This is a genomic window from Mycobacterium sp., from assembly GCF_965230835.1.
Classification (GTDB): domain Bacteria; phylum Actinomycetota; class Actinomycetes; order Mycobacteriales; family Mycobacteriaceae; genus Mycobacterium.
Window position 1 is genome coordinate 1,537,842 of the sequence record NZ_CBDDLW010000002.1, and the last position, 25,392, is coordinate 1,563,233.

A 25,392-nucleotide genomic window follows, 5' to 3' on the forward strand; every position below is an offset into this window, starting at 1 on the left:
CCGTTACGTCCGAATCTGAGGTTTCAGCGCGCCCACATTGCGCTCGTGCGCCACCCCGTACCACAAGCCAATACCGTAGGCGAGGTCGTCGACGCGCTTGAGCAGCAGATAGGTCAGCAGTCCAATCGACTCGGTGTCGTCGTCGCTTGCGCCCCTGCGGCGAAGCCAGTCCACCACACCGTCCATGATCGCCGCGATCAGCACAACCCGCCGGCAGCGCCGGGACAGTATGGCTGCCACCAAAGCGACCGGCCAGTAGTGCCGGCAAATCGCCGATGCCAGCTGCAGCGCCGCCGACCATAGACCATAGGTGGCGACCACAAACACATCTCCGAACGATGTCTGGGCGCTACGCATGGCTTTGGCGATCCGACGCCCCGTCAACACGGCTATGAGCAACGACGCTAGCTGACCAAACCGGCTGCCGAACGACAGCAGGATCCACGCAATCAAGGCCCATCCGGAAATGATCAACGGCGCAGTCTTATCTGGGTGCCGCGTGGACAATGGAGCCGCCGAGCCACCATAGAAAGCTTTGCGCGCGAACCAGTCCCGCAATTCTGTGCGATGGTCGTGAGCGACCAACGCAATTGGCTCGTAGCGCAGCCGGTCGCCGGCCTCGATCAGTCGCCAGCACAAATCGACGTCTTCTCCGGAGTGCAGAGTCTCGTCGAACCCCCCCACCTTGCGAATGGCGGAGCTGCGGCAGATGATCGCCGCACTGGGGACATACGACACCGTGCTGTGCGGTAACACCGGGGCTTCCCGCTGTCCCAAGTCCAACGACGAGCGCACCGCCTCATAACGCGCCACCCGGTTTTCAGTTTGCGCCAGACCAACAATGCGAGGTGCGACCAGCGCCACGGTGGGATCGCAGAAGTGTCCGAGCAGGGCCTCCAGCCAACCACGACGCGGTGCCACGTCGGAATCCAGAAAGGCCACGAAGTCGGTGGTACAGGCGTTAAGCCCGGTGTTGCGGGCCGCCGCTGGCCCCCTGCTTCGGCTATGGTGCAGTACTTCGATATCGCGGTGCGTACCAGCAAAGTCTTCCCGCTCAATCGGGCACGACGAACCGTCGTCTACTACGATGACGCGCAGTCCGCGCAGCGAGGCCACCAAACGCCGCAGACCAGATGAGTTGTCCCGGACAGGTATAACAACGGTGACGTCACGATGTGATGGACCACTCGCCGGACGAGGATGCGCAACCGTGGCATCCAGCAGGGTGCGCGCGACCTGGGCGCTAAGTTCATCCTGAACCTTGAGCCGGCCGCCGGCGAGCATGCCTTGTGCGGCGGGAGCCAGCCGCAACAGCCGGGTCGGCGAACCGCCGAGCAGGGCTGAGCCGTCGCCGAGAACTCGCACACGGCGGTCAACCTGCACTGCGAACCCATCAGGCAGTCTGTTGCTGTCATCGACGCCGCTGCTCCTGGGCGCCCCGTTCTGCATCGTCGCCGGCTCGGTCATGTCAGCATCCCATCGATCCCCGGCGTCCAACGGGCAACTCGACATACACAATCACCCACCATCTCCGCAAAGATCCTGCTTCCCTCAGCTGCGGTCGCTGTGGTCGGGTCCCCGAGCACCCCTGTCTGGCTGACAGCCGCAACTCCGCCGCGACGCATCGACGGCAGTAGTTCGGGCAGCGGAGCACCATTACCTGCAAGCCACCGGTCGGTGCGCACATCGGCCGGCGAAATATGCAGCAATACTGATGTTTCGGTATGGCCAGCGTGGGCATCTCCGCCAGCAACCGCACACGGGCACCATCCCACGTCACGACCTTCGGATCGCAGCGTGCTGACCGCACGATGCAAAGCATTGACGTTACCGCCGTGACCATTGACGAAGACGAGACGCCGGGCCCAGCCGGCGGCCGACCTACCGTACTCGACGAGCAGCAACCTCAACGCATCCGTGCCGATTGATACGGTGCCGGCGAAGCTCTGATGCTCGCCGCTGGCACCATAGGCGATAGGCGGCGCCACCAGCCATTCTTGCTGTGAACCTGGCGCGCTTTCTTCGCCTAAGCGAGCAACCACCCCCCGAGCGACAGCCGTCGCGATCCGGGTGTCGGTATCAAGAGGCAGATGAGGACCGTGCTGTTCAGTGGCCCCTAGCGGGACAATTATTGACGGCGTGGCGGATATTAACAGCTGCCCTGACGTCACATTCCCCAGTTCGCCGAGTACGGGCACTCGCCGATGGTAAGACGAATTCACCTGGCGTGCACCAATTGTTATCTATTTCCGCAAAGATTTTTTTCCGGACTGGCGGCTAAACGGTCTAAATTCAGCTCGTTCGCCGCGCCCGTCACGCCCGTCACAGAATTTCCAAAATCGTCACTCCGTAGCGACCAACTCTGTGGTATTAGGGACCCACCAACGCACGGGGAGTCCACTCGCCTCGGAAACCGAAATCGCGAATCAGCGAGAATGCTCATCCTGATGACTAAGAGTCCCGAGCGGAGGACCCACTCATCCCCCTGGCAAATCCCGGTGGAATGAGGACGTCGCCCGGGCCCAGATCGTGGACGCTGGCATGCCCGAGTCCCATCAGAGCCGAGTCGATACCGCCGCGCAGGATGTCCAGGACATTCTCGACGCCAAGTTGGCCTGCCGCGGCCAAGCCCCATAGGTAGGCGCGGCCGATCATCACCGCACGCGCTCCCAGCGCTACCGCCTTGACGACGTCGCCTCCCCGCCGGACCCCGCCGTCCAGCAGCACCTCGACCTGGTCACCAACGGCTGCTGCAATCGCGGGCAGAGCCCGAATAGCCGCCGGTGTGCCGTCCAGGTTGTTACCGCCGTGATTGGAGACCGAAATCGCTGAAACACCAGCATCCACAGCTCTTTTAGCGTCATCAACGCGCATTACACCCTTGAGCATGAACGGTCCGCCCCACAGTTCACGCAACCATGCGATATCGTCCCAGCTCGGCGGTGGGGTACCCATCCACTCCCCGTACGCAGCGAAGAACGGCGGCCCGGGCTCCCCGCGTTTACCCTGGTTAGGCACTCTCAGGTTCGGCGGCCGCAGCGTCTTGCCGAATTTCCACAACCATCGCGGCCGGACCACCGCCTCCGGGGACAGCCTCACGAGCGTCCGCAGGTTCATCTGCTCGGGAATCTTAGGGCTGCCCCAGTCGCGCCCATGTGAAAACGTCCAGTCGGTGGTCGCGATCAAACCCACCGCGCCGGCTTGGCGCGCCCGTTCGACGCGCTCAGCTATCGCGTCGCGGCCACCCAGCCAGTAGATCTGGAAGAAGATCTTCGGATTGGCAGCAATCACCTCTTCGATCGGCTTGCTGGCGAACGAAGACAAACCCATCGCCGTACCCCGAGCGGCTGCCGCGCGGGCAACGGCAACCTCACCATCCGGATCGACCGCCTGAACGCCGGTCGGCGAGATGATTACCGGCAACGAAATATCTTGCCCCATAACGGTGGTCGACAAATCACGTTCTTCTGTCGCGCCAACAACATGGGGCGCAAAACCAAGTTCGCTAAAGGCCGAAACATTGTCAGCGACCGTAATTCCCTTATCACTGGCCGAAATTAATGAAGAATAGACAGATTTTGGCAACCGTCGCTTCGCGCGCTCCTGAGCGATAGCAATTGTCTCAAACCATTTTTCAGCCATAGCTATAACGGGCTTTCGCTGCACATGCGCGCTGGCGGCACCGCCGGCGGTCGCATAGACAAGGATAGAGGTACTGGTTGGCGAACCGGCTTGCCGCGGGAGTGATCACCCCGGGGCCGCGGTGACTGGCGTTCGCGAGCCAATGCCGGCTCGCTGTGCCCCTGCACACACTCGGGATCCGGTCCATCCAACGGCAGGCCGGTGAAAAATTTCGCCGCCATGCAACCGCCGCGGCAACTGTCGTAGTGTCCGCAGCTGCCGCAGGCGCCTTTAGACTGAGGCGCGCGGAGTTCCCGGAACAGCGGAGCGTTTTTCCAAACGTTGTCAAAACCGTTGTCGGTCAACACGTTTCCTGCCAAGAAACGATCGTGGATGGCGAACGGACACGCGTAGACGTCGCCCACTGGGTCAATGAGGCACACCACTCGGCCGGCTCCGCACATATTGAGGCCAGCAAGCGCACCGGACTGGCCAAGCGGTGAAAGATGAAAGAAGGAGTCGCCGGTGAGCACTCGTTCACCCTTGGCAACCAACCAGTCATAGAGCTCAACTTGCTGGTCCGCGGTGGGGTGAAGATCTTCCCAGACATCTGCGCCCCGCCCCGAGGGCCGCAGCCGGGTAATCCGCAGGGTGGCACCGTACCGGCTTGCCAGAGCCGCGAATTCGTCGAGCTGGCTTACGTTGTGCCGAGTGACAACCACGGAAATCTTGGCGTCAGAGAAGCCGGCAGCGGCCAAGTTCTCCAACGCCTGAACCGCCGTCGCGAATGAGCCGACACCGCGGACGGCGTCGTTGACAACGGCGGTCGCGCCATCCAAAGAAATCTGAACGTCGACGTAGTCGCTGGCCGCCAACCGGGCGGCGACTTCGGAGGTGATTCGGACCCCGTTGGTGGAGAACTTCACGCCCACATGGTGCGCTGTCGCATAGTCGACCAATTCCCAAAAGTCTGGGCGAACAGTCGGTTCTCCGCCACCGATGTTCACGTAGAACACCTGCATGCGTTCCAACTCGTCGATGATGTCCTTACATTGGCGAGTGGACAACTCACGCGGATCACGCTTGCCCGAAGACGACAAGCAGTGCACACACGCCAGGTTGCAGGCGTAGGTCAACTCCCACGTTAGGCAGATCGGCGCATCGAGCCCATGCTCGAACTGCTCGATGAGCCGCGGCACGGCTACTGACATCTAACCTCCTCGATGCACTCCTGCGGCAACAGCATGTCCGAACTCGCCAGTACTCCCAGCGCGTGGAGGTAAGGCTCCTGACTGCATTCATCCACGCCCGCAGCGCGACAGGCCGACCGCACGTCGGAATGGTCGGGCAGCGACCGCAGCACTTCCAGGATGGTGCGATTCTTCAGAAATGACAGCTTGCGGGTGCCGAAGTGATATAGCAGGGCGCCGAACGGCTCAGGACGAACCGCCACCTGCGGATTCAACCGCCAACCACGATCGGGGTCGAACCCGCCTGAATCAGTTTGACGCGCCTCGGCGGGCGCAGGCACCGTCAGTAGACCCCACACATTCCGTCGATCGACACCTCTTCGATCAGGGTCTCGGTGACGAGCTCCACTTCGGTCTCGGTCTCGTGGTCCATGCGAATTTGCCTCTCGTCAGGGCTCGACAACCAAACGTCGATATGGTCACAATCGTCGCCAGGATATGGCATCGAGTGCCGGAATGGAAGGGCTGGGCTGATGACGCCTGAGTCGCGAGTGGGCCGGCGCCGTTCGACGACACCACACCACATCACCGATGTGGCCATCGAGTTGTTCACCGCCCGGGGGTTCAGCGAGGTCAGTGTCGAAGATGTCGCGCAAGCAGCCGGAATTGCGCGCCGAACGCTCTTTCGCTACTACACATCCAAGAACGCCATTCCGTGGGGTGACTTCAATACCCACCTAGCGCAGCTACGACGCCTGCTCGACAACATCGATCCTCAGGTTCCGCTAGGCCGGGCACTGCGCGCTGCATTGTTGGCCTTCAACACCTTCGACGAATCCGAGACCGCCCGACACCGCCAGCGCATGCGGGTCATCCTGCAAACCCCTGAACTGCAAGCCTATTCAATGACCATGTACGCGGGGTGGCGAGAGGTCATCGCTGGGTTCGTCGCCGGCAGGTCGGGGGTGAGAGCGACCGACCTGCTTCCCCAAACTGTCGCCTGGACGATGCTCGGGGTCGCGCTCTCAGCCTACGAACACTGGCTAACCTATGAATCCATTCCCTTGCCGCAGGCGCTAGGAAAAGCGTTCGACGTCGTCGGTAGCGGGCTGGATAAGCTCGCCATATGAGCGACGCCGAGCACCTGGTGCAGACTCTGCGATCGCAGGGAAGGTTATGCGCCGCATCCGGTTCCCCGATGTACGCCGAGCTGCTTGACAGGGTGGCTACCGACGTCCAAGCCAGTGGTGTCTTCGCAACCATCCTGTCCGGCCACATAGATACGCCCGCGCAGCACGCTATTCCGCTTCGCCTGCTCGGCGGCCTGCACCGGCTGGTTCTCGACGATCGCATCCAGACCTTGCGGCGCTGGTATCCCAGCGCTGGTGGCAACTGGCACGCTGAGACCGCCTGGCCCGACATCGTCGACGCCGCCGCAAGCCAAGCCAATGTACTGCGCGCGGCTCTGGACCAACCACCGCAAACCAACGAGGTCGGCCGATCTGCGGCGTTGCTTGGCGGACTACTGCACATCAGCCGCCAATTCGGCTTGCCGGTAAGGCTTTTCGAAATCGGATGCAGCGCCGGCCTAAACCTGCGAGCAGACCAATACAGCTACGGCTTTGCTGGCGGCCGGTGGGGCCCGGCCGACTCGCCCGTCGCCATTGAAAACGCGTGGCTCGGTGAACTTCCCCCTGCGGCTACGGTACAAATTATCGAACGGCATGGCTACGACACCGCGCCCATCGACATCACCACCGCTGACGGAGAACTGACTCTGCTGAGCTATGTCTGGCCAGATCAGACAGCTCGGCTAGACCGGCTACGAGGTGCCCTGGATGTCGCCCGCGATGTTCCCGCGCACGTGCACCGCCGGACGGCGCACGACGCGGTCCGCGGTCTGACTTTGGCTGAAGGCACCGTGACCGTGCTGTGGCATTCGATCACCTGGCAGTATCTGTCCGCCAGCGAACAAACTGCCGTCCGCGGCGGGATCGAGGCCCTAGCGGCGCACGCCCGAGCCCACCGCCCGTTCGCGCACCTTACCTTGGAGCCCACGATCGAAGCGCGTGACACCGGAACCAAATTCCTCGTGCGTGTCTGTAGCTGGCCGGGAAGCGAAGACCGGGTTTTGGCCGAATGCCAGCCACACGGCCCACCGGTTCGCTGGCAATAAGGAGAACGAGTCAGCGGCAGTCCGTCTGCCGCCACAGGAAAGGCGAGTACACGTCACGGGCCGATGAATCGGCCGCACCGCGCGATTGCCACGACGGTTGCTGGTCTGGGTTCTACCAAGCAGCCAAAGGGCCAATTCGTTCCCGCCTACGCCACTATCGCGGCATAGTGAAGCCCGCGGAGCCTTTGCCGAGGCAACCCTGTTGATGGAGTGAGGAGTAACAGCTATGGATGACGCGATCCAACTCTTGATCAGCACAGCCCCAGTCTTGGGTGGTCTGGTGCTAGGCGTGCTTGCTGTGAATTTCTTCAAGGGCCCGGATATTCGAGGATCGGTCAAGGAAGACCTCGACTTGCTGGACCGACTCCCGGCCGAGCAAACCCAGCGGCGCGCAGAACTGCAACGCTCTATCGACCTGCGCGTCGACGAACTCATCGGCAACGTCGAGCGCAGCCACGCGATGCGTGATGCGGCGACTTCCCATCGTCGCAATTGGCGCGCTGCGGCACTTTTCGTCTTCGCTGTGATGTTCACCTACATTTGGTGGGGCGTAGACCACACCAGATCTGACTGGGCCTCGATGTTCGCCATTTTGATCTTGTTGTCCGTCTCGGCGTTCCTGTACGCGGCACTCGGCGCGCTCCGAGCCATAGGCAGCTACCGACGTGACCGCCGTCACCCACCCCACTCCGCCGCATGACCGGCGCGACCCCCGCACCTGTCCGGCTGCCGCCAACTCAGCAACCTGCCTGTGCCCATTGACGATAGCCACCGCGTCGCACGCCGAAGATCTGCACGCCGCGCTCTCGACCTAGGCCTAGGCGGCAATTGGCCGACCCTTTGATGGTCGGTTATTCCAGCACTTCAGAAATAGGCATACCGGCAGCAATTTTGGCGCGCATCTTCATAACCTTGCCCGGCACACCGCCGCCGACCACTCCGACCAGCACGCCATCGCGTTCGTAGTACGCCAGAAACTTACGGCCGTCATCTTCAATCAGATGGACGACATCTGTAGCGTGCGGCTCCCCCAGGCACTGAATTTTCAGGTCATACTGGTCGCTCCAGAAATAGGGCACAACCACGCTGGACGGCACATCATTGCCTAACATCGCCGGCACGATAACCCGGGCCTGTTCGGCGACGTTGCTCCAATGTTCGACGCGAACTTGGTGCCCCATCGGATCACGCCAAGAGGCGACATCGCCGAGCGCCCACACCTTGGCAGCGCTGGTGCGCCCAGCTTCGTCGCAGACCACGCCGTTGTCGACTTCGATGCCGCTGCCCTCCAGCCATTCGGTGGCCGGCCGTGACCCGATACCGACGACCACCAGGTCTGCCGCCAGTTCCGCGCCGTCTGTCAGCGAGACACTGTCGACGTTGCCCTCGCCACGGACCTCGGCCACCCCGACACCGGTGCGAACGTCGACGCCCTCAGCTCGATGCAGCCGCGTCACCAGTGCGCCGATCTGCTCACCGAGCACTGAGGCCAGCGGCGCCGGCTGCGGCTCAACCAGAACAACGTCCACGCCAATGCCACGCAGGCTCGCCGCAACTTCGCATCCGATAAAACCGGCACCGACAACGACTGCGCGCTTGGCGGCCGACGCATGTTTACGTAGCGCCATGCTCTCGTCGAACGAACGCAAAACCCGGATCCCGTCGAGATCGGGAAACGTCGGAATACGCCGTGGTACCAAGCCGGTCGCGATGACGAGTTCGTCGTAGCCGAGGACTGTTCCATCTGCGAGAGTCACCGTCTGCGCGCCGGGGTCGAGACTGGTAGCTGCCGAACCCAGCCGAAGGGTGATGCCATTCTCGTCGTAGAACTCGCGCGGTTTGAGGGCCACATCATCGACCTCGCTGCGCAGCACCTCTTTGGACAGGGGCGGTCGATCGTAGGGCAGATGCGCCTCGTCGCTGACGATCGTGAGGCGGCCCGAATAGTCTGCCCGACGCAGTTGCTCAGCGGTCCGAGCAGCCGCAAGGCCGCCGCCGACAATCAGGATTCCGTCATCAAAGTCATTGACGTCTTCGGTACTGGTCACGGTGAGTTTCATACCCGATCCGGCGCTAGTACTTCAAGGCACCCTTGTCCACGGGGATCTGTGTGCCCGACAACGAGCTAGAACCGTCACCGGCCAACCAGACGACAACATCAGACACCGCATCTGCGGACATGAATCCTTTGCGCTGCAAAGGCATTGGCGGAAAGCTGTGCACGTAGCCGCGATGCTTTGCGAATATCTGGGCCATCGCTTCAGGCTCGATCATCGGGGTATCGATGGAATAGGGGTGGATGGAATTGACTCGGATGCCGAATTCACCGAGTTCGAGCGCCAAAGAGTTGGTCAGCCCAACGAGCCCGTACTTGGTAGCCGAGTAGTGGCCGTTGCCCGGCGTGGCCTTGAGGCCCGCTGACGAACTGACAACCACGATTGACCCCCCGTTGCCGGCCTCGATCATCACGGGCACCGTGGCTCGCAGGGTGCGCCAGGTGCCCGTCAGGTTGACACCGACGACCGTGTCCCACTCCTCATCGGTGAGTTCCCAGAGCCGACCCCAGCTCAGCACCCCGGCGTTAGCAACCACGATGTCCAGGCGGCCGAACTGTTCGAATCCGTCGGCCACCAGTTGTCGCAGCGCCGCGTCATCACGAATGTCCACCTCTCGCGCCAGCACTTTGCCGCCCTCGGCTTCCACTGCGCGGACAGTCTCGCTGAGATCCTTCGGCGTCGCCGCCGGGTACGTCACGCACTCAGACGCCGGTGCGCAGATGTCTAGCGCGACGATATGAGCCCCCGCACGTGCCAGCCGGATCGCATGCGAACGCCCCTGACCACGTGCGGCGCCGGTGATAAAAGCCACCCGTCCCGCTAGTGATCCAGCCTGTTCAGCCACTCCACGCGTTGTGGGTCCCATCTGAGCCCCTTTCGCCGAGTGCCAGGCTAGCAGCGAAACTGAAACGTGTTCTAACTCGGCAACCCGTTGGGCTCGAGACTCAGATTTCGGAGATGATCTGCGCTCGCTTGCTGGCGTATTCCTCTGCGTTCACCGAGCCGCTGGCCCGCAGCGCCTCCAATTCTTCAAGCCGCTCTGCGATCGACCGCTGGCGAGCTGCCGACGCCGACGGGGCAGCCGTCTGCAATCGGGACTGGTTTTCGGCAGCTCGTCGGATGACAGCGTGGATCTGCTGGCGCAGTGCCGGATTCGACCGTATGTCAACCATGCGGCTTAGCGGAACATTGTGCGTTTTGAGAATCTGCAAGATTTCCATCAACGGACCTGCTTGTCCGCTTAGGTCGTGGGTTCTGTTGTCTTCGGCTACCGTGAATTGCGCGGGAACCAAACCGTTGACTAAGGCGCTCCGCTCCCAGTCAATTTGGTATTCGTGGGTGACGGGACTGACCAAGACCACAAGCTTGCGCGCGGTGAGGTCGCGTCTCATCGCTGGTGTAAATGGTCACGGGCGTAGGTTCCGTCGCAACCGACGAAAGCTATGAAGGAGGGGCTACGCCCGTGACCAAGCGAGTATCGCCGATTGAGCGTGTGCGTGTTGAGATGGATCAGTTGTTCGCCGCGACCGAGCGGCCGTTGACCGAGATTTTGGAGGAGGTCGGGCGGTTATCGGTGCGTCTGGTGTTTCAGGTCGCCGTGGAGGCCGAGGTAGAAGCAGTGTTGGGCCGAGCCCGTCACCAGCGTCGGGTTCAGGACGGCCCGGGCGGGTACCGCAATGGGTATCAACCGCCGGCGACGGTGAAGACCACGATGGGCTCGGTCGAATTATGCCGCCCGAAACTACGCGACACCGACGAGCGGTTCTGTTCGCGGCTATTCGGTGCCGGGGTGACGCGCACCCATGGCTGGTCCCCGATATCGGGTCCACCTGGAATTAGAGCCAGGTTGTTGTTGATCTGGATTTTAGTTGATGTCGCAGGCTATGGGGTGATGGGTGTGGCTGCATTGGGCAGCGTATTCGGCCGGAGTGCGATAACCCAGCGATGAGTGGCGGTGGCGGTGGTTGTGCTCGTGTTTGAAATCGCTGATCACCACCTTGGCTTCGAGCAGGTCAGTCCAGTAGTTGCGGTTCAGACACTCCTTTCGTAAGCGGCTGTTAAAGGATTCAATGTAGGGGTTTTTCCAGGGCTGACCTGGGGGGATATAGGTCAGCCCGACTTTTCCGTCGCAAAACTGCTGCAACGCTTGAGAAATCAGCTCCGGCCCGTTGTCCATGCGCAGCACCGTGGGCGGACCCCCGGCAGTGGTGAACACTCGCTCGAGCTCGTCGACCAGCGCCTCGGCGGTGATGGAGCGTGCGGTCATGTCCAGCAGCGACTCGCGAGTGTGCTCATCGAGCATCGAGGCGATCTTGACCGACCTGCCGTCGATAGTGGAGTCAAACTGAAAATCCAGCGCCCACACCACCTTGGGGGCATCGGCGATGATCGGCGGCACTGAGGGCACACCACCACGTTTGCGTGGGGAGCGGACGGCGACTTGCAGTCCCTCTTGGCGCCACAGCCGGTGGATCTTCTTCTTGTTGACCTGGTGATGCTCGTCGTAGCGCAACGCCGACCACGCACGGCGAAACCCGTGACAGGGGTGTTTGCGGGCGTAGGAACGCAGCCAGGCCCGCAGATCGGCATCCGGGTCCGCCGGGGTCTGGTCGATACGGACACGTCGGTAGGTTGAGCGGGCCAGCCCAACCGCTTGGCACGCCAACCGTTCTGAGATGCCCTTGACTTCTGTGAGCATGTCCACGGCGCGGCGTTTGGCGGCTGGGCTCAAAATTTTCCCTTGGCCACCTCACGTAGGGCGTCTTTGACGAGCTCGGCCTCGGCCAACAGCCGTTTGAGCCGCCCGTTTTGCTCGCGCAGTTCCTTGAGCTCGCGGGCCGCATCGAGATCCATTCCCCCGTAGGCTCGGCGCCAGTTGTACAGGGTGGCCGCCGATACCCCCAGCTCGGCAGCGATCTGCTCACCGGAGCTGCCGCCGGCGGCCAGCTCATCAGCTCGGCGCAGCTTGCGCACAATGTCTTCGGCGGCATACCTCTTACGACCAGCCATTTCCTTGTCCCTTCCAGCCCACGTTTAGGGCCACGAGACTCTAAAACAAGCTGGACTCATTCACGGGGAACACGCCACCCACGCTCTGGAGGCGTTGGTGATTTCGGGATGGGTGCGCGGTTTGTCGGATCGCGACATCGAGGCCGCGTTGGCCGAGGTGCTGGGCTCGCAGGCGGCGTTGTCGCGCTCGACGGTGAGCCGGATTTGTGCGGCCATCAAAGACGAGTTCGCTGCGTGGTCGTCTCGACGCCTTGATGAGCTGGTGTTGGACTACCTGTTCTTGGATGCCTCGAACTTTCGGATGCATCCCAACGCCCCGGCCGAGCCGGTGCTGGCCGCCTGGGGCATCTGCACCGACGGCAAGCCCCTGTTTATTGGGCTGGCCCCAGCCGCAGCGGAGTCGGCTGATGCGTGGGCCGACTTCTTGGCTGACCTGAGGAACCGGGGACTACGCCCGCCGCTACTGGGCATCTCCGACGGGGCGCCGGGCCTGATCGCCGCATGGGAGACCACGTTTCCGGCAAGCCTGCGTCAGCGGTGTCTGATCCATCGCTGCCGTAACGTCATCGCCAAGACACCTGTCGCGGTCCAGGACGAGATCAAAGCCGCGTTCTGGTCGATCTTCGATGACATTGACCAGCCACCCGGCCAGCAGGCCGTGGATGAAGCCACCCGCCGCGCCGAGGAGTTCACCACCACATACCGCGGGCTCTACCCAGCCGCGGTCGCTTGCCTGGCCAACGACTTCGCCTCGCTGAGCGTGCATTTGCGCTTCCCCCGCCAACACTGGACACGCATCCGCCATTCCAACCTCATCGAACGCACCTTCGGAGAATCCCGTCGCCGGGTCAAGGTCATCGGCCGCCTACCCGGCGAAACCAGCTGTCTGTCGCTGGTATGGGCCGTCCTCGACCGCGCCAGCCGCGGCTGGCGCGGAGTCACCCAAACATCAGCGACCAGCCGCCACCTCCAAGAACTACGCCACCAACTGCTCGAGCCACCCCGCCCACTGCATCCCCCCACCACAACAACCACGACCGACACCACCGCCGCGTAACATGACCACCAGGAACATGCGCCCAGCGTTTTTACACCAGTCCTAAGACGCCACCCGCGGTGAGGTTACCGAGTCGAGTCACGCTGGCAATAACCCGGTCTTCGGTATCGAACGGCGCGATACCTGTTCCAGAGATGTGCAGTTGGACCTGCACAAGCGGTCTGTTGTTGATGCGAGTACCGGTTTCGGTGAGCCCGGTGATTTGCGCCAGCGCCAGCACTCCGATTCGTTCGAGTTCGGCTTTCTTCGCCGCGGCCTTCGCACCGTAGTTGGTCAGTCCGAGGGCAATCAGCACGCCAGACACAGTGATGACCAGGCCGACATAAAGCATCCACTGCAGCATGCTGCTCCCGCCGAGCACGAAGTAGACCACCAAGAAGATGGGCCCGACGAGACCGCCGCAGACCAGAACCAACAGCTGCATCTTGATATAGCGCGCCAACAACTGCCTGCTCCTCGCGTGGCCTGCACGTTGATTCAGACTAACGCGCGAGCACGCCCGGAAAACGCAAAAGTACTGGGCTCGGATGCCGATATCGGCAATCCGAGCCCAGTACTGAAGTTCGGCGAGGCCGACCTACTTGATGATCTTGATAACCCGGCCGGCGCCGACAGTACGACCACCCTCACGGATCGCGAAGCGCAGGCCCTCGTCCATAGCAACGGGCTGGATCAGCTTCACCGAGATGTTGGTGTTGTCGCCAGGCATCACCATCTCAGTGCCCTCCGGCAGCGTCACCACGCCAGTCACGTCGGTGGTGCGGAAGTAGAACTGCGGCCGGTAATTGTTGAAGAACGGCGTGTGCCGACCACCCTCATCCTTTGACAAGATGTAGACGCTGCCCTCGAAATCCGTGTGTGGCGTGGTCGTCCCGGGCTTGGTGACAACCTGGCCGCGCTCGACATCCTCGCGCTTCACACCACGCAGCAACAACCCGACATTGTCGCCGGCCTGTCCCTGGTCGAGCAGCTTGCGGAACATCTCCACACCGGTCACGGTGGTCTTGGTGGTGTCCGGCCGAATGCCGACGATCTCGACTTCCTCGTTCACGTTGATGATGCCGCGCTCAACACGACCAGTCACGACGGTGCCGCGACCGGTGATGGTGAAGACGTCCTCAACAGGCATCAGGAACGGCTTGTCCGTCTCGCGGACTGGATCTGGAATCGAGTCGTCGACCGCGGTCATCAGCTCCTCGACCGACTCGACCCACTTGGCGTCGCCCTCAAGAGCCTTCAGCGCCGAAACCCGCACGACCGGGGCTTCCTCATCAAACTCTTGAGCGGCCAGCAGCTCGCGGACCTCCATCTCAACAAGTTCGAGCAGCTCCTCGTCGTCGACCGCGTCGGCCTTGTTCAGTGCGACCAGGATGTACGGTACGCCGACCTGACGAGCCAGCAGCACGTGCTCACGGGTCTGCGGCATCGGGCCATCAGTGGCGGCGACCACCAGAATGGCACCGTCCATCTGGGCGGCGCCGGTGATCATGTTCTTGATGTAGTCGGCGTGGCCAGGCGCATCGACGTGTGCGTAGTGACGCTTGTCCGTCTGGTACTCCACGTGCGCAATGTTGATCGTGATGCCGCGCTGACGCTCCTCAGGCGCATTGTCGATCTGATCGAATGCCTTGGACTCGTTCAGCTCGGGATACTTATCGTGCAGCACCTTGGTGATAGCCGCGGTCAGGGTGGTCTTGCCGTGGTCAACGTGACCGATGGTCCCGATGTTGACGTGGGGCTTGGTCCGCTGGAACTTCGCCTTCGCCACTTCTATGTCCTCCTGGACTTGTTGGTGCTTAAAAAAAGCAGTTTCGATGTTTTCAGTTGTGCCGCGGTGCTAACCGGGCCAGGGTACTCCCTGTCGCGCTGACCGATTGCTCGGCTCCCCAATCTGACTGTTCGGATCCTTGCTCGTGAGCTTGCGCCCACTCGCGGTCACCTCGCAACCACTACTCGCCCGTAGCCTTGGCGATGATCTCTTTAGACACATTCGCCGGCACTTCGGCGTATGAGTCGAACACCATGGAGTAGTTCGCGCGGCCTTGGGTCTTAGACCGTAGGTCACCTACGTAGCCGAACATCTCCGACAGCGGCACGTGCGCCTGAACGACGCGCGCACCGGCCCGCTCTTCCATGGCCTGAATCTGACCACGGCGCGAGTTCAGGTCGCCGATCACGTCGCCCATGTAGTCCTCGGGCGTGGTGACCTCGACAGCCATGATGGGTTCCAGGATTACCGGCTGCGCTTTCGCCGCAGCCTTCTTCAGCACCTGTGAACCGGCGATCTTGAACGCCATCTCCGATGAGTCAACCTCGTGGAAAGCACCGTCGAGCAAGGTGACCTTCAGGTTCACCAGCGGGTAACCGGCCAGAACCCCGTACTGCATCGCGTCTTGTGCACCGGCATCCACCGAAGGGATGTATTCGCGCGGGATCCGACCGCCGGTGACCTTGTTCTCGAACTCGTAGGTTGCTCCGTCCTCGCCCGAGAACGGCTCGAGGTTGATCAGCACCTTTGCGAACTGGCCAGAACCGCCGGTCTGCTTCTTGTGAGTGAACTCCACTTTCTCGACGAGCCGTTTGATGGTCTCTTTGTAAGCGACCTGGGGCTTACCCACATTGGCTTCGACCTTGAATTCACGGCGCATCCGGTCCACCAAGATGTCGAGGTGCAACTCACCCATTCCGCCAATGACGGTCTGACCAGTTTCGGCGTCCTGATGAACCTTGAAGGTCGGGTCCTCCTCGGCAAGCTTCTGGATCGACAGGCTCAGCTTCTCCTGGTCACTCTTGGTCTTGGGCTCGATTGCCACCTCGATGACCGGATCGGGGAAGGTCATCGACTCCAGAACGACCTGGTTGTTCGGGTCGCTCAAAGTGTCACCGGTGGTGGTGTCCTTGAGACCGATGACGGCATAGATATGGCCGGCGCTGGCGACATCAACCGGGTTTTCTTTGTTGGAGTGCATCTGGAACAACTTGCCCAGACGTTCTTTCTTGCCTTTGGTGGCATTGATGACCTGGCTGCCGGAGTCGACCTTGCCCGAGTACACCCGCACATAGGTGAGCTTGCCGAAGAACGGGTGCGTGGCAACCTTGAATGCCAGCGCCGAGAATGGCTCGTCGGTGGACGGCTTGCGTAGAGCCTCCTCGTCCTCTTTGCCGGGCGGGCGCCCCACAGCCGGCGGCACGTCCAGCGGCGAAGGCAGGTAGTCGATGACCGCGTCCAGCATCGGCTGCACGCCCTTGTTCTTGAAGGCGCTGCCGCACAACACCGGGTATGCCTCAGAGCCGATAGTCAACTTACGAATAGCACCCTTGATCTCGGCGATGCTGAGTTCCTCACCGCCGAGGTATTTTTCCAACAACTCCTCGTCGGTTTCGGCGACGGCCTCAAGCAACTTGGTTCGGTACTCCGCAGCCCTCTCCTGCAAATCGGCCGGAATATCGACAACGTCATACTTTTCGCCAAGCTTGGCTTCAGCGCTCCACACCTTCGCCTTCATCTCGACGAGGTCGACGATGCCCTGGAATTCCCCCTCCGAGCCGACTGGCAGCTGGATCGGAATGACGTTGGCGCCGAGGCGCTCTTCCATCGTGCGCACTGAGAAGTAGAAATCCGCGCCGATCTTGTCCATCTTGTTGACGAAGCAGATCCGTGGGACGTCGTATTTGTCGGCTTGCCGCCACACTTGCTCGGACTGCGGTTCGACACCTTCCTTGCCGTCGAAGACCGCGACGGCACCGTCAAGAACGCGCAGCGAGCGCTCAACTTCCACGGTGAAGTCGACGTGACCCGGCGTGTCGATGATGTTGATCTGATTGTCATTCCAAAAGCAGGTGGTTGCCGCGGAAGTAATGGTGATGCCGCGTTCCTGCTCCTGCTCCATCCAGTCCATGGTGGCGGCGCCGTCATGGACCTCACCGATCTTGTAACTGATGCCGGTGTAGTAGAGGATGCGCTCAGTCGTCGTGGTCTTGCCGGCGTCAATGTGCGCCATGATGCCGATATTGCGGACCTTTGTAAGATCGGTCAGCACGTCCTTCTGTGCCACAGAAGTCTTCCCACTCTTTCAGTTGCCTAGTTAGCTTTCCGTTGCTGTCGGTTTCGAGTCCCTGCTAGCTCGCCGACAACTCTCACCATCGATAATGCGCAAAAGCGCGGTTCGCCTCAGCCATCTTGTGGGTGTCCTCGCGTCGCTTGACCGAGGCTCCCAGACCATTGCTGGCATCTAAGATCTCGTTTGCCAAACGCTCGATCATCGTCTTCTCCCTGCGTTGCCGAGAGAAGCCCACCAGCCAGCGCAGCGCGAGCGTGGTGGAGCGCTCAGGGCGCACCTCGACCGGCACCTGGTAAGTTGCACCACCCACACGCCGGCTCCGGACCTCCAAGGCTGGCTTGACATTGTCGAGGGCACGCTTAAGCGTTATAACGGGATCTGTGCCGGTCTTGTCGCGAGCATTTTCCAGGGCGCCGTAAACGATGCGCTCCGCCAACGATTTCTTTCCCTGCAACAGCACCTTGTTCACCAACTGCGTGACCAGCTGCGATCCATAAACAGGGTCATTGACCAACGGACGCTTGGGCGCGGGTCCCTTGCGCGGCATCAGCTCTTCTCCTTCTTGGCGCCGTAACGGCTACGAGCCTGCTTCCGGTTCTTCACACCCTGAGTATCGAGCGAGCCGCGGATGATCTTGTACCGCACACCCGGCAGGTCCTTGACTCGACCACCACGTACCAGAACCATCGAGTGCTCCTGCAGGTTGTGGCCTTCACCCGGGATGTACGCGGTGACCTCAACTTGGCTAGTCAGCTTCACGCGCGCAACCTTCCGAAGCGCCGAGTTCGGCTTCTTCGGAGTTGTGGTGTACACGCGGGTGCAAACACCACGACGCTGCGGGCTGCCCTTCAGAGCCGCGGTCTTGACCTTGGCGATCTTGTCCCGACGACCCTTGCGGACCAGCTGCTGAATGGTTGGCATCTACCGGCTTTCTGTGTTTCTTCTCGCGTTCCGTTTGGGGACGTGCTACATATCCCCTGCTCAAAAGTCCTCGTACTACAGTTGTGCCCCGCCGCAGCAACCCGCGACCGGGTGTGTGGCTTACGCCCGCCCCGATTTCATCCGTCTGATCCACGGCATCATGGACATGCGAATTGGCCCGGGATCCACGCCATTAGCTCAGGCGCGATGGGCCGCCAGGCACGAGCTACCACGATACCCGCCGGCGGTCTGGCAGGTCAAAGCGGCCTTCTCACCCAACACTGCCACAACTCCCAGCATGCACGAAACGCCGCAACAAGCATCCTGACATACGGTGACGACAACACCCCGGCGGTTGGCGGCCGTTGGTTCCTATCGCGCTTGCCGACTTCCTTAGAACCGACGGGCCCATCCCGGTCAGCGATCTCAACTCGGCGTCACGTCGAGTTGGAGACACCGTGCGCGGTACGCCGCTCCATACCCGCTGCCAAGCGCAGCACCATGTCGGAGAAAACCGCATCAGTATCGATTTCGTCCATGACACCGGTCATTTCCAGCAATACGAACCCATGCAGCGCCGACCAGAATTCAAGCGCTGCGTAGAACGCCTCCTCTGCGTCGAGGCCATACGACAACAAAACCGCGATGACCGGTCCGGCCGCGCCTCGGGTCGCAGCGGTGTATTCCGGGTCATCACCACCAAAGGGCATTCGGGTGAACGCCGAGTACCGGCCTGGATGGTGGTGCGCATAGCTGCGGTAGGCACCGGCCATGACCAGCACCGCGTCATCTCGAGCGCGTCCTTCACCGACCCTGGTCAGCATGTGAATGATGTCGTCGATGACCCGAATCCGCACCGCGCGGCGCAGGTCTTCCAAGCTGTCGACGTGGTTGTACAGTGAAGGCCCCTTGGTCCCCAACTGCGTCGCCAGCGCGTTAATGGTCAGCGAGTCCCAGCCCTCTCGGTCCAGAAACGTCAAAGCACCCTCGACGATGCTGTCACGACTGAGTTTGGCCGGGCGGGCCGCGGACCTACCGCTGCGCGGACGTCCAGCCGCTAACGGCGCTTCCCGCGGAACTGGCATGGCGATTCACCCTTCGGTTGGGATGATCGGTTTCGAGAAACCACCGCTACCGGTGGAAGCCGAGTCAACTAACGACTCTAGTTGACTGAATCACAAAACAGCTGAGCCAGACGCGGGTGGCGGCGCGAAAGGCACGCCGGGGCCATCTAAGAAAGTACCGTCGCAAAATGCGTTCACGCCTGTCGTCGAGCAGGCACATGCACGTACTCTGAATAAAGGTCCGAATCCAAGTCACGATCGAGCAGACCACCCGCCAACCGAAGGGGCCCCACAATGAGGTGGACAACCGCGGCCGGTTCGCTGGCTACCTGCGTCGTCGCTGTTGCTGCCGCTGCAGCCGCACCACCGCCGGTCGCACACGCAAAGAACGGCGACACCCACATCACTGGAATGGGTGTCGAGCAGACAATCGATTGCAACGATTCGACCGTGCTCGTCAACGGCACCAACAACACCGTTACTGCGCTGGGAACTTGCTGGGCGGTAACAGTAATGGGCTCGTCCAACACCGTCGTCGCCGACACGATCACCAACGACATCACCGTCTACGGCTGGGACGAAACTGTGCTTTTCCGCAACGGTGATCCATTCATCTGGGACCGTGGCCGCGAACTTGGCATGGTGAATCGACTACAGCGAGTAGGCGGCTGAGGATCCAGCCTTCGACAACGAACCGAGGAACCATGCGTGTCCTTGTCACTGCCGACCTATCTCGCCTGGTCGGACTCCCCCTGGCAATAGCTATGGCCGCGGCAGCTTTCGGACTGGCCGGTTGTAGTTCGACCGCCAATCCTCCAGGAGCCACCAGCCCCGCCCCCACCACCGGTATGCCGGCAAGCAGCGCAACGGCGACGCCGACAGCTACCAGCGGCGGAACTACCACCGCTGCAATCGAGATTGGCGACACGCTGAATTACGGATTGATCGGGACCACCGCTGGCCTTGACTGCGCCGACAACAAGTCGCTGAACGTGGGCGGATCCGCCAACACACTGACTGTTACCGGTACCTGCGCGACAGTGACAATCGGCGGAGCGAACAACGAGATTACTTTTGAGACAATCAAGCAGCGACTCAGCGTGGTTGGGCTCAACAACACCATCACATACCGCAGCGGCGACCCGGTAGTCGACAACATCGGTGCGGGCAACACCATCAAGAAGGGCTAACCTGGTCGCCCCGATCCCCACCTAGCCCGCAGGAGCACCATGCCGACCGGCACCGGCGGCGAACCGCCCAGCGCCCTCCCGGGCCTCGGCAGCCGAGTGGGAAATGCTGGCGAACTCGGCATCGAGCGCCGCGGGTTCGGGCAACCCCCACTGGTGCAACGCCGACAACCGATCCGCTCGCAGGCACTGCTGCGGCAACGCGGCCAGTTCAGCTGCCAGCTTCTCGGCAGCCCCTCGAGCCTCCCCTTTGGGCACAACCCGATTGGCCAGCCCCATCGTTAGCGCCTCGGACGCGGGCACACCGCGCCCGGTGAGAATCATGTCCATGGCCTGGCTGTGCCCAATCAGCCGCGGCAGCCGCACGGTTCCGCCGTCGACCAGCGGCACGCCCCATCGGCGGCAGAAGACGCCGAACACGGCATCCTCCTCAGCCACCCGCAGATCGCACCAGATCGCCAATTCCAGTCCGCCGGCGACGGCGTAGCCACTGACCGCGGCAATCACCGGCTTGGACAAGATCATTCGAGATGGCCCCAGCGGCCCGGGACCAGTGCGGTGCACTGGATTGGCCTCTGGCGTACCGAATGCCTTCAAATCAGCTCCCGCGCAGAAGGTTCCGCCGGCGCCCCACAACACGGCCACCGAGGCAGAGTCGTCGCGGTCGAATTGCTGAAAAGCCGCGAACAGCCCGGCAGCCGTCGGGCCGTTAACGGCGTTGCGTGCCTGCGGCCGGTCAATAATCACCGTTGTTACTGGACCATTGCGCTCCACACGCACCGGATCACTCATGTCGCCTCCAAGGGGTTGGGTTCGTCGCGTCGTTTCACTAGTTCACTGGCGAATTCGTGGTAGGCCACCCGCAGCTGAGTGCCCGGCCATCCGGCTGGGAGCAGTTCGGCTGGCAGCATCGGATCGGTGAGCAGGTGACGCACCATTGCTGCGGCCACCATGAACTGACCGGGAATGTCGAAGGCTGCGGCCATCGCCGCCATCTCGTCGAGTAACTGATGCCCCGCACTAGCCCAACCCGACAGATCCCACAGTTTCCCAGCCAACGCGTCGGGCGCATCGTCGCGCGCCGACAATACCCGCACTCGAGCGCGAACCTCTGGTTCCAGCTCTAGGTCGAGATTGTCCGGACGCATCCACACGCCCTCACGCAGTTCACCGAAACGCTTATGGTGCAAGTTGTTTCGCAACGTAGCCCGCGCGCGTGCGTCGGCGCCGACGCTGGTGACGACCAACAGGTGCCAACCTCCGCGCCAAACACCTACCCGCGGGCACATGGCTTGGTCCTGCCGCCTCTGACGAGCCAGCAAGCGATCCGAGAGCCGGTAGCCGTCGTCGGACCGGATAAGGTCGCCGACACCTACCATGCGGGTAAGCGCAACCCGCAAAGCCGTCTCCTTGATACCGAAATCCGCAGTCAGCCTTACCAGTTCGCCGGCACTGGCCCACGCGGGATGAGCACCAAGCAACACGCTGAGCACCACCGAACGGGCGGTCATGCGTGCCAGCGTGTTCGGCATGATTTAAAACTGTGAAGCTTGGCGACCGTAGTCGCCGAACGGCTCGTCGCGGTTTCGCACCGCATTCCGGAACCCGTGCTCGACCGCATCGGCGACGAAAGCGTGCCCCTCGGGCGTGTGCCGTGCTGCGCCGTCCAAAACGGTGCTAACCATCCGGCTCGTGGCCACACCCTGCTGCAACAACGCAGAATTTAGAGCGAGCTTGACCATCATCAGCTGATTGACTGGCAACGCGGCGATCCGCTGCACAAGCCGTTCGGTACGCTCGTCGAGGTCTTCGGGATCCGGCGCTTCAATCGCCAAACCCCATTCGGCAGCCTGTGAACCGGTGATGCAATCGCCAGTGAGCAACATACGTTTGGCACGCTGGTCGCCAAGCCGATGCGCCCACATGCCTGCGGCTGGAACACCCCACACCCGGGTCGGCGGATAGCCGATTTTGGCGTCGGCGGCAACGATCACCTGGTCGGCGTGCAGGGCGATGTCGGTCCCACCGGCAATACAGTAGCCATGGATCTTGACCACCGTGGGCTTGTCGGCGTGCATCAGGCTAGAGAAGCCGCGCACGAACCTGCTCATCATCTGGTAGTCGATCATGGGGTCCCACGGTTGATTGGGCAAGTGATTGACACCCTGCGTCTTGCCGTCCAGAACAGTGCCCCGATATGGATCGCTGCCACCCCAGGAAGTCGACCGCTCGGCGTACGCGGACAAGTCGAAACCAGCGCAGAAACCCTGCCCCCGCCCGGACACCAGAATGACGTGGACGTTGGGGTCAAGATCAGCACGCTCCACCAATGCCGCCAGTTCCAACGGCGTATCGGCGACGATCGCGTTGCCGTGCTCGGGTCGATTGAAGGTAATTCGCGCGATCCGATCGCTGACCTCGTAGGTCATGGTTTTCAGATTGTCCAAGTCGACCGCCCCAATTTCGTGCGTCATGTCGCCGGCTCAGCCCTTGACCAGGGCACGCTCAAGGATGGGCCCAAGATCCAAGCCGGCCGGCATGGTTCCGAACGCACCTCCCCATTGCCCGCCGAGCCGAGTGGCCAGAAACGCTTCGGCGACAGCGGGATGTCCATGGCGCACCAGCAGTGATCCCTGCAAGGCCAGGCAGATATCCTCCGCGATCTTTCGAGCACGGTAGGCGATGGCGTCAAGATCGCTCAGCTGCTGCCGCAACTGTCTGACGCGGTCATCCAGCCGCGTGTCCTGCCCCGCGCTGTGCTCAAGTTCGTCAAACAGCACCTCAACACATTCGGGTCGAGTTGCCATGGCACGCAGCGTATCAAGCGCGCTGACATTTCCTGAGCCTTCCCAGATTCCCATGAGCGGCGCCTCACGGTACAGCCGTGGCATCCCGGAATCCTCCACGTAGCCGTTGCCGCCGAGACACTCCAGGGCCTCCGCCGCGTGTGGAGTGGAACGCTTGCATACCCAGTACTTGCTTGCCGCAAGGCCGATTCGGCGCAGCAGGGCTTCGGTTCGGTCTCCGCGTACCGCACTGTCGGTAGCTCCGGCCATCCGCATCGCAACGATGGTCGCGGCCTCCGCCTCCACCGCGAGATCAGCCAGCACGTTACGCATCAGCGGTTGCTCGATCAGATAGGCGCCAAACGCTTTTCGGTGCTGAGCATGGTGGATGGCCCGGGTCAGCCCGGTGCGCATGCTGGTTGCGCTACCCAGGGTGCAATCCAGCCGGGTGAGATTGACCATCTCGATGACGGTCGGGACTCCACGCCCCTCCTCACCGACCAGCCACGCGGTGGCACCGTCGTACTCGACCTCGCTGGAGGCATTGGCGTGATTGCCGAGTTTGTCCTTGAGGCGCTGCAGGAACATCCGGTTGCGGGTGCCGTCGGGTAGCACCCTCGGCAGCATGAAACAGGACAGCCCGCCCGGCGCTTGTGCGAGCACCAAGAATATGTCGCACATCGGCGCCGAAGTGAACCACTTGTGGCCAGTCAGACTGTAAGTCCCGTTGGCGTTCGGGCTCGCCGCTGTGGTGCCGGCGCGCACGTCGGAGCCGCCCTGCTTCTCGGTCATCGACATACCTGCGGTGATGCCAGGTTTCGCCAACGCCTGCTTCAGCTGTGGCGCGTACTCACAACTGACCAGCAGCGGCTCGTACGCCGCTGCCAACTCTGGGTTGTACCGCAACGCTGGAACAGCGGCATAGGTCATCGAGATCGGGCACACGTGGCCTGGCTCGACGTTCCAAACCGACATCTTCGCAGCCCGCACCACGTGAGCACCGGGCCGTGCGTCGGCCCACGGTGCCGCATGCAGGCCGTAGCTGATCGCCGAGCGCATCAGCTCGTGGTACGCCGGGTCATACTCCACCTCGTCAATGCGATGGCCCCAACGGTCATGGGTATGCAGGACAGGCCGGTTGCGATTAGCCAGCTCACCCCACCGCAACGCCTGAGCGGATCCGGCCAGCGCACCAACCTCGTTCACCTCATCCAGGCCCCACTGGCCGCCCTCCCGAATCAGGGCTTCGACCAGAACTTCCGATGATGCGGGGTTGTAGTTCTCCAGGGGCGGAACCTGGTTGGCAACGACATGGGTGTCCGGCATAGAACCAATGTTACATTTGACCAACAATCGCACATAACGTGTAACGACGTGAGGATGTGCTCAGCGCCGATGAGCGGCAAAGAACTCCCAGAGAATCTCAGGAGCCGATGACGGCCACCGGTGGCCGCCTTCGTTGAAGGTCACCAGCACCACACTGCGATTGTCGGCGCATCCGGCCGTTGACGTGGCAATTGACCCGCTTGTCGTGATCGCCGGGGGTGCGCACTGGTCCACATTGCGCCAGAATGCGTTTAGCGCGAGTACCGGCGGTCCGTCGATACGGCCGATGCCGGAACCCGGACCGCCCGAATAGCGCACAAGCGGGTCCCCGGTTCCGTGAATATGCATGACCGACACCGGACTCGGGTTTGGGCAAGGATCCAGTTGGGTCCCGGACACCGGGCCGATCGCCGCGAATATCCCACTATTGCAGGCAAGCGTGTACGACATGATGGCGCCGTTGCTCATGCCGGTGGCGTAGACCCGGCCAGGGTTGATGCTGACATGCCTGGCCATGTCAGCGACGGCCGCGTCAATAAAACCGACGTCGTCAACACCTTCTCGGGCAGATCGGCCGCAGCAGCCCCCACCATTGACGTTCCAGGCCCGATTGCGGCCATCGGGGTAGGCAACGACGAACTTCTCCGATTCGGCCAATTCGTCCCAATAGTATGACCTTTCGGCCTGCGCGGCGCTGCCGAAACCGCCGTGCAGCATCACCACCAGCGGCGCTGACGGCGCCAATCCTGCAGGCTTGTAGAGCCGATAGGCACGGTCCAGTCCACCGAAGCTGATGGTGTGGAAGCTCGTGCCGTTCCCGAAACCCGGCGGCGGTGTTCCCCACGAGCAGCCCGCGAGCGCAAGTACCGCAGCCAGCAGGGTGGCAACGCGGTGGATCATGAGGTGAACAGTAGGCGACGCCTGCTGTTCGTGAACA

At 62.1% G+C, this 25,392-nt stretch carries 25 protein-coding genes and 3 pseudogenes; 7 read left to right on the plus strand and 21 right to left on the minus strand.

The window, feature by feature from the left end:
* Positions 1 to 3 precede the first annotated feature (3 nt).
* From mftF to mftA, 6 genes are all read right to left on the minus strand, one after another.
* Complete coding sequence (gene mftF, locus ACO07W_RS07535; protein ID WP_421845857.1) at positions 4 to 1,449, minus strand: mycofactocin biosynthesis glycosyltransferase MftF; 1,446 nt, start codon at positions 1,447 to 1,449, stop codon at positions 4 to 6.
* A gap of 14 nt (positions 1,450 to 1,463) precedes the next feature.
* Positions 1,464 to 2,222 carry a mycofactocin biosynthesis peptidyl-dipeptidase MftE gene (mftE, locus tag ACO07W_RS07540; RefSeq protein WP_421842087.1) on the minus strand — a complete coding sequence of 253 codons (759 nt, stop codon included), beginning with the start codon at positions 2,220 to 2,222 and terminating at the stop codon, positions 1,464 to 1,466.
* 229 nt (positions 2,223 to 2,451) lie between these two features.
* Positions 2,452 to 3,642: a pre-mycofactocin synthase MftD gene (gene mftD, locus ACO07W_RS07545; RefSeq protein WP_421842088.1), complete on the minus strand. Its 1,191-nt coding sequence runs from the start codon at positions 3,640 to 3,642 to the stop codon at positions 2,452 to 2,454.
* A gap of 2 nt (positions 3,643 to 3,644) precedes the next feature.
* Positions 3,645 to 4,832, minus strand: a complete 1,188-nt coding sequence (gene mftC / locus ACO07W_RS07550; RefSeq protein WP_421842090.1) for a mycofactocin radical SAM maturase — start codon at positions 4,830 to 4,832, stop codon at positions 3,645 to 3,647.
* On the minus strand, positions 4,823 to 5,170 hold the full coding sequence (gene mftB, locus ACO07W_RS07555; protein WP_421842092.1) for a mycofactocin biosynthesis chaperone MftB: 348 nt from the start codon (positions 5,168 to 5,170) through the stop codon (positions 4,823 to 4,825). The genes mftC and mftB overlap by 10 nt, the downstream gene beginning before the upstream one ends.
* Entirely contained in the window at positions 5,155 to 5,244 is a 90-nt protein-coding gene (mftA, locus tag ACO07W_RS07560; RefSeq protein ID WP_421842094.1) for a mycofactocin precursor MftA, read from the minus strand. The genes mftB and mftA overlap by 16 nt, the downstream gene beginning before the upstream one ends.
* 100 nt (positions 5,245 to 5,344) lie before the next feature.
* Between mftA and mftR the strand changes: the two genes are divergently transcribed.
* The 3 genes from mftR (at position 5,345) to ACO07W_RS07575 (ending at position 7,687) form a co-directional block, all read left to right on the plus strand.
* Complete coding sequence (gene mftR / locus ACO07W_RS07565) at positions 5,345 to 5,941, plus strand: mycofactocin system transcriptional regulator (protein WP_421842096.1); 597 nt, start codon at positions 5,345 to 5,347, stop codon at positions 5,939 to 5,941.
* On the plus strand, positions 5,938 to 6,987 hold the full coding sequence (locus ACO07W_RS07570) for a DUF2332 domain-containing protein (protein ID WP_421842098.1): 1,050 nt from the start codon (positions 5,938 to 5,940) through the stop codon (positions 6,985 to 6,987). Before mftR ends, ACO07W_RS07570 begins: the two co-directional genes overlap by 4 nt.
* 226 nt (positions 6,988 to 7,213) lie before the next feature.
* A complete protein-coding gene (locus ACO07W_RS07575) occupies positions 7,214 to 7,687 on the plus strand; it encodes a hypothetical protein (protein WP_421842100.1) in 474 nt (157 codons plus the stop codon).
* Between the two features lie 151 nt (positions 7,688 to 7,838).
* Here the strand turns inward: ACO07W_RS07575 and ACO07W_RS07580 are convergent, their stop codons facing one another.
* From ACO07W_RS07580 to ACO07W_RS07590, 3 genes and pseudogenes are all read right to left on the minus strand, one after another.
* Complete coding sequence (locus ACO07W_RS07580) at positions 7,839 to 9,047, minus strand: NAD(P)/FAD-dependent oxidoreductase (protein WP_421842102.1); 1,209 nt, start codon at positions 9,045 to 9,047, stop codon at positions 7,839 to 7,841.
* A 13-nt stretch (positions 9,048 to 9,060) separates the two neighbouring features.
* Complete coding sequence (locus ACO07W_RS07585) at positions 9,061 to 9,909, minus strand: mycofactocin-coupled SDR family oxidoreductase (protein WP_421842104.1); 849 nt, start codon at positions 9,907 to 9,909, stop codon at positions 9,061 to 9,063.
* 79 nt (positions 9,910 to 9,988) lie between these two features.
* Positions 9,989 to 10,426, minus strand: a pseudogene (locus ACO07W_RS07590) (SHOCT domain-containing protein); the annotation flags it as partial.
* A gap of 20 nt (positions 10,427 to 10,446) precedes the next feature.
* On the opposite strand from ACO07W_RS07590, the gene ACO07W_RS07595 reads away from it, so the two are divergent.
* Positions 10,447 to 10,992: a transposase gene (locus tag ACO07W_RS07595; protein WP_421842106.1), complete on the plus strand. Its 546-nt coding sequence runs from the start codon at positions 10,447 to 10,449 to the stop codon at positions 10,990 to 10,992.
* Here ACO07W_RS07595 and ACO07W_RS07600 read toward each other — a convergent pair.
* A protein-coding gene (locus tag ACO07W_RS07600) for an IS3 family transposase (protein ID WP_421840069.1) occupies positions 10,909 to 12,053 on the minus strand; the annotation gives its coding sequence in 2 pieces (ribosomal slippage) (positions 10,909 to 11,786 and positions 11,786 to 12,053; 1,146 coding nt in all). The two genes, ACO07W_RS07595 and ACO07W_RS07600, sit on opposite strands and share 84 nt — an antisense overlap.
* Positions 12,054 to 12,129: 76 nt before the next feature.
* Here ACO07W_RS07600 and ACO07W_RS07605 point away from each other — a divergent pair.
* Positions 12,130 to 13,110: pseudogene (locus tag ACO07W_RS07605) on the plus strand (IS256 family transposase); the annotation flags it as partial.
* Positions 13,111 to 13,144: 34 nt separating this feature from the next.
* Here ACO07W_RS07605 and ACO07W_RS07610 read toward each other — a convergent pair.
* From ACO07W_RS07610 to ACO07W_RS07635, 6 genes and pseudogenes are all read right to left on the minus strand, one after another.
* A pseudogene (locus ACO07W_RS07610) lies at positions 13,145 to 13,555 on the minus strand (SHOCT domain-containing protein); the annotation flags it as partial.
* Positions 13,556 to 13,687: 132 nt separating this feature from the next.
* Positions 13,688 to 14,878 carry an elongation factor Tu gene (gene tuf / locus ACO07W_RS07615; RefSeq protein ID WP_421842108.1) on the minus strand — a complete coding sequence of 397 codons (1,191 nt, stop codon included), beginning with the start codon at positions 14,876 to 14,878 and terminating at the stop codon, positions 13,688 to 13,690.
* Between the two features lie 181 nt (positions 14,879 to 15,059).
* Positions 15,060 to 17,165 (minus strand): elongation factor G, encoded by a 2,106-nt coding sequence (fusA, locus tag ACO07W_RS07620; RefSeq protein ID WP_421842110.1) that lies wholly within the window; start codon positions 17,163 to 17,165, stop codon positions 15,060 to 15,062.
* 82 nt (positions 17,166 to 17,247) lie between these two features.
* Entirely contained in the window at positions 17,248 to 17,718 is a 471-nt protein-coding gene (gene rpsG, locus ACO07W_RS07625) for a 30S ribosomal protein S7 (RefSeq protein ID WP_421842112.1), read from the minus strand.
* Entirely contained in the window at positions 17,718 to 18,092 is a 375-nt protein-coding gene (gene rpsL / locus ACO07W_RS07630; protein WP_007167812.1) for a 30S ribosomal protein S12, read from the minus strand. The genes rpsG and rpsL overlap by 1 nt, the downstream gene beginning before the upstream one ends.
* A gap of 437 nt (positions 18,093 to 18,529) precedes the next feature.
* The gene (locus ACO07W_RS07635) at positions 18,530 to 19,177 is read right to left on the minus strand and encodes a TetR/AcrR family transcriptional regulator (RefSeq protein WP_421842116.1); all 648 of its coding nucleotides are present in this window, start codon (positions 19,175 to 19,177) and stop codon (positions 18,530 to 18,532) included.
* Between the two features lie 273 nt (positions 19,178 to 19,450).
* Between ACO07W_RS07635 and ACO07W_RS07640 the strand changes: the two genes are divergently transcribed.
* Complete coding sequence (locus tag ACO07W_RS07640) at positions 19,451 to 19,828, plus strand: DUF3060 domain-containing protein (protein WP_421842118.1); 378 nt, start codon at positions 19,451 to 19,453, stop codon at positions 19,826 to 19,828.
* 32 nt (positions 19,829 to 19,860) lie between these two features.
* Entirely contained in the window at positions 19,861 to 20,346 is a 486-nt protein-coding gene (locus ACO07W_RS07645; RefSeq protein WP_421842120.1) for a DUF3060 domain-containing protein, read from the plus strand.
* A gap of 21 nt (positions 20,347 to 20,367) precedes the next feature.
* Here the strand turns inward: ACO07W_RS07645 and ACO07W_RS07650 are convergent, their stop codons facing one another.
* The 5 genes from ACO07W_RS07650 to ACO07W_RS07670 are packed head-to-tail and all read right to left on the minus strand — an operon-like array spanning position 20,368 to position 25,355.
* Positions 20,368 to 21,135 carry a crotonase/enoyl-CoA hydratase family protein gene (locus tag ACO07W_RS07650; RefSeq protein ID WP_421842122.1) on the minus strand — a complete coding sequence of 256 codons (768 nt, stop codon included), beginning with the start codon at positions 21,133 to 21,135 and terminating at the stop codon, positions 20,368 to 20,370.
* Positions 21,132 to 21,863, minus strand: a complete 732-nt coding sequence (locus ACO07W_RS07655; protein WP_421845858.1) for a PaaX family transcriptional regulator C-terminal domain-containing protein — start codon at positions 21,861 to 21,863, stop codon at positions 21,132 to 21,134. The genes ACO07W_RS07650 and ACO07W_RS07655 overlap by 4 nt, the downstream gene beginning before the upstream one ends.
* 15 nt (positions 21,864 to 21,878) lie before the next feature.
* Positions 21,879 to 22,817, minus strand: coding sequence for a crotonase/enoyl-CoA hydratase family protein (locus ACO07W_RS07660; RefSeq protein WP_421842124.1), 939 nt, complete (start codon positions 22,815 to 22,817; stop codon positions 21,879 to 21,881).
* 9 nt (positions 22,818 to 22,826) lie between these two features.
* Positions 22,827 to 24,455: an acyl-CoA dehydrogenase family protein gene (locus ACO07W_RS07665; protein ID WP_421842126.1), complete on the minus strand. Its 1,629-nt coding sequence runs from the start codon at positions 24,453 to 24,455 to the stop codon at positions 22,827 to 22,829.
* Positions 24,456 to 24,515: 60 nt separating this feature from the next.
* The gene (locus ACO07W_RS07670; RefSeq protein ID WP_421842128.1) at positions 24,516 to 25,355 is read right to left on the minus strand and encodes an alpha/beta hydrolase family esterase; all 840 of its coding nucleotides are present in this window, start codon (positions 25,353 to 25,355) and stop codon (positions 24,516 to 24,518) included.
* Between the last annotated feature and the right edge of the window lie 37 nt (positions 25,356 to 25,392).

Coding starts and splice junctions, on each gene's coding strand:
- ACO07W_RS07635 (WP_421842116.1), bottom strand. CDS start 19,177: ATGCCAGTTCCGCGGGAAGCGCCGTTAGCGGCTGGACGTCCGCGCAGC.
- ACO07W_RS07640 (WP_421842118.1), top strand. CDS start 19,451: ATGAGGTGGACAACCGCGGCCGGTTCGCTGGCTACCTGCGTCGTCGCT.
- rpsG (WP_421842112.1), bottom strand. CDS start 17,718: ATGCCGCGCAAGGGACCCGCGCCCAAGCGTCCGTTGGTCAATGACCCT.
- ACO07W_RS07585 (WP_421842104.1), bottom strand. CDS start 9,909: ATGGGACCCACAACGCGTGGAGTGGCTGAACAGGCTGGATCACTAGCG.
- mftA (WP_421842094.1), bottom strand. CDS start 5,244: ATGGACCACGAGACCGAGACCGAAGTGGAGCTCGTCACCGAGACCCTG.
- mftR (WP_421842096.1), top strand. CDS start 5,345: ATGACGCCTGAGTCGCGAGTGGGCCGGCGCCGTTCGACGACACCACAC.
- ACO07W_RS07580 (WP_421842102.1), bottom strand. CDS start 9,047: ATGAAACTCACCGTGACCAGTACCGAAGACGTCAATGACTTTGATGAC.
- mftD (WP_421842088.1), bottom strand. CDS start 3,642: ATGGCTGAAAAATGGTTTGAGACAATTGCTATCGCTCAGGAGCGCGCG.
- ACO07W_RS07670 (WP_421842128.1), bottom strand. CDS start 25,355: ATGATCCACCGCGTTGCCACCCTGCTGGCTGCGGTACTTGCGCTCGCG.
- ACO07W_RS07595 (WP_421842106.1), top strand. CDS start 10,447: ATGGTCACGGGCGTAGGTTCCGTCGCAACCGACGAAAGCTATGAAGGA.
- ACO07W_RS07570 (WP_421842098.1), top strand. CDS start 5,938: ATGAGCGACGCCGAGCACCTGGTGCAGACTCTGCGATCGCAGGGAAGG.
- ACO07W_RS07645 (WP_421842120.1), top strand. CDS start 19,861: ATGCGTGTCCTTGTCACTGCCGACCTATCTCGCCTGGTCGGACTCCCC.
- ACO07W_RS07665 (WP_421842126.1), bottom strand. CDS start 24,455: ATGCCGGACACCCATGTCGTTGCCAACCAGGTTCCGCCCCTGGAGAAC.
- mftF (WP_421845857.1), bottom strand. CDS start 1,449: ATGCAGAACGGGGCGCCCAGGAGCAGCGGCGTCGATGACAGCAACAGA.
- ACO07W_RS07575 (WP_421842100.1), top strand. CDS start 7,214: ATGGATGACGCGATCCAACTCTTGATCAGCACAGCCCCAGTCTTGGGT.
- mftC (WP_421842090.1), bottom strand. CDS start 4,832: ATGTCAGTAGCCGTGCCGCGGCTCATCGAGCAGTTCGAGCATGGGCTC.
- ACO07W_RS07650 (WP_421842122.1), bottom strand. CDS start 21,135: ATGAGTGATCCGGTGCGTGTGGAGCGCAATGGTCCAGTAACAACGGTG.
- rpsL (WP_007167812.1), bottom strand. CDS start 18,092: ATGCCAACCATTCAGCAGCTGGTCCGCAAGGGTCGTCGGGACAAGATC.
- ACO07W_RS07660 (WP_421842124.1), bottom strand. CDS start 22,817: ATGACGCACGAAATTGGGGCGGTCGACTTGGACAATCTGAAAACCATG.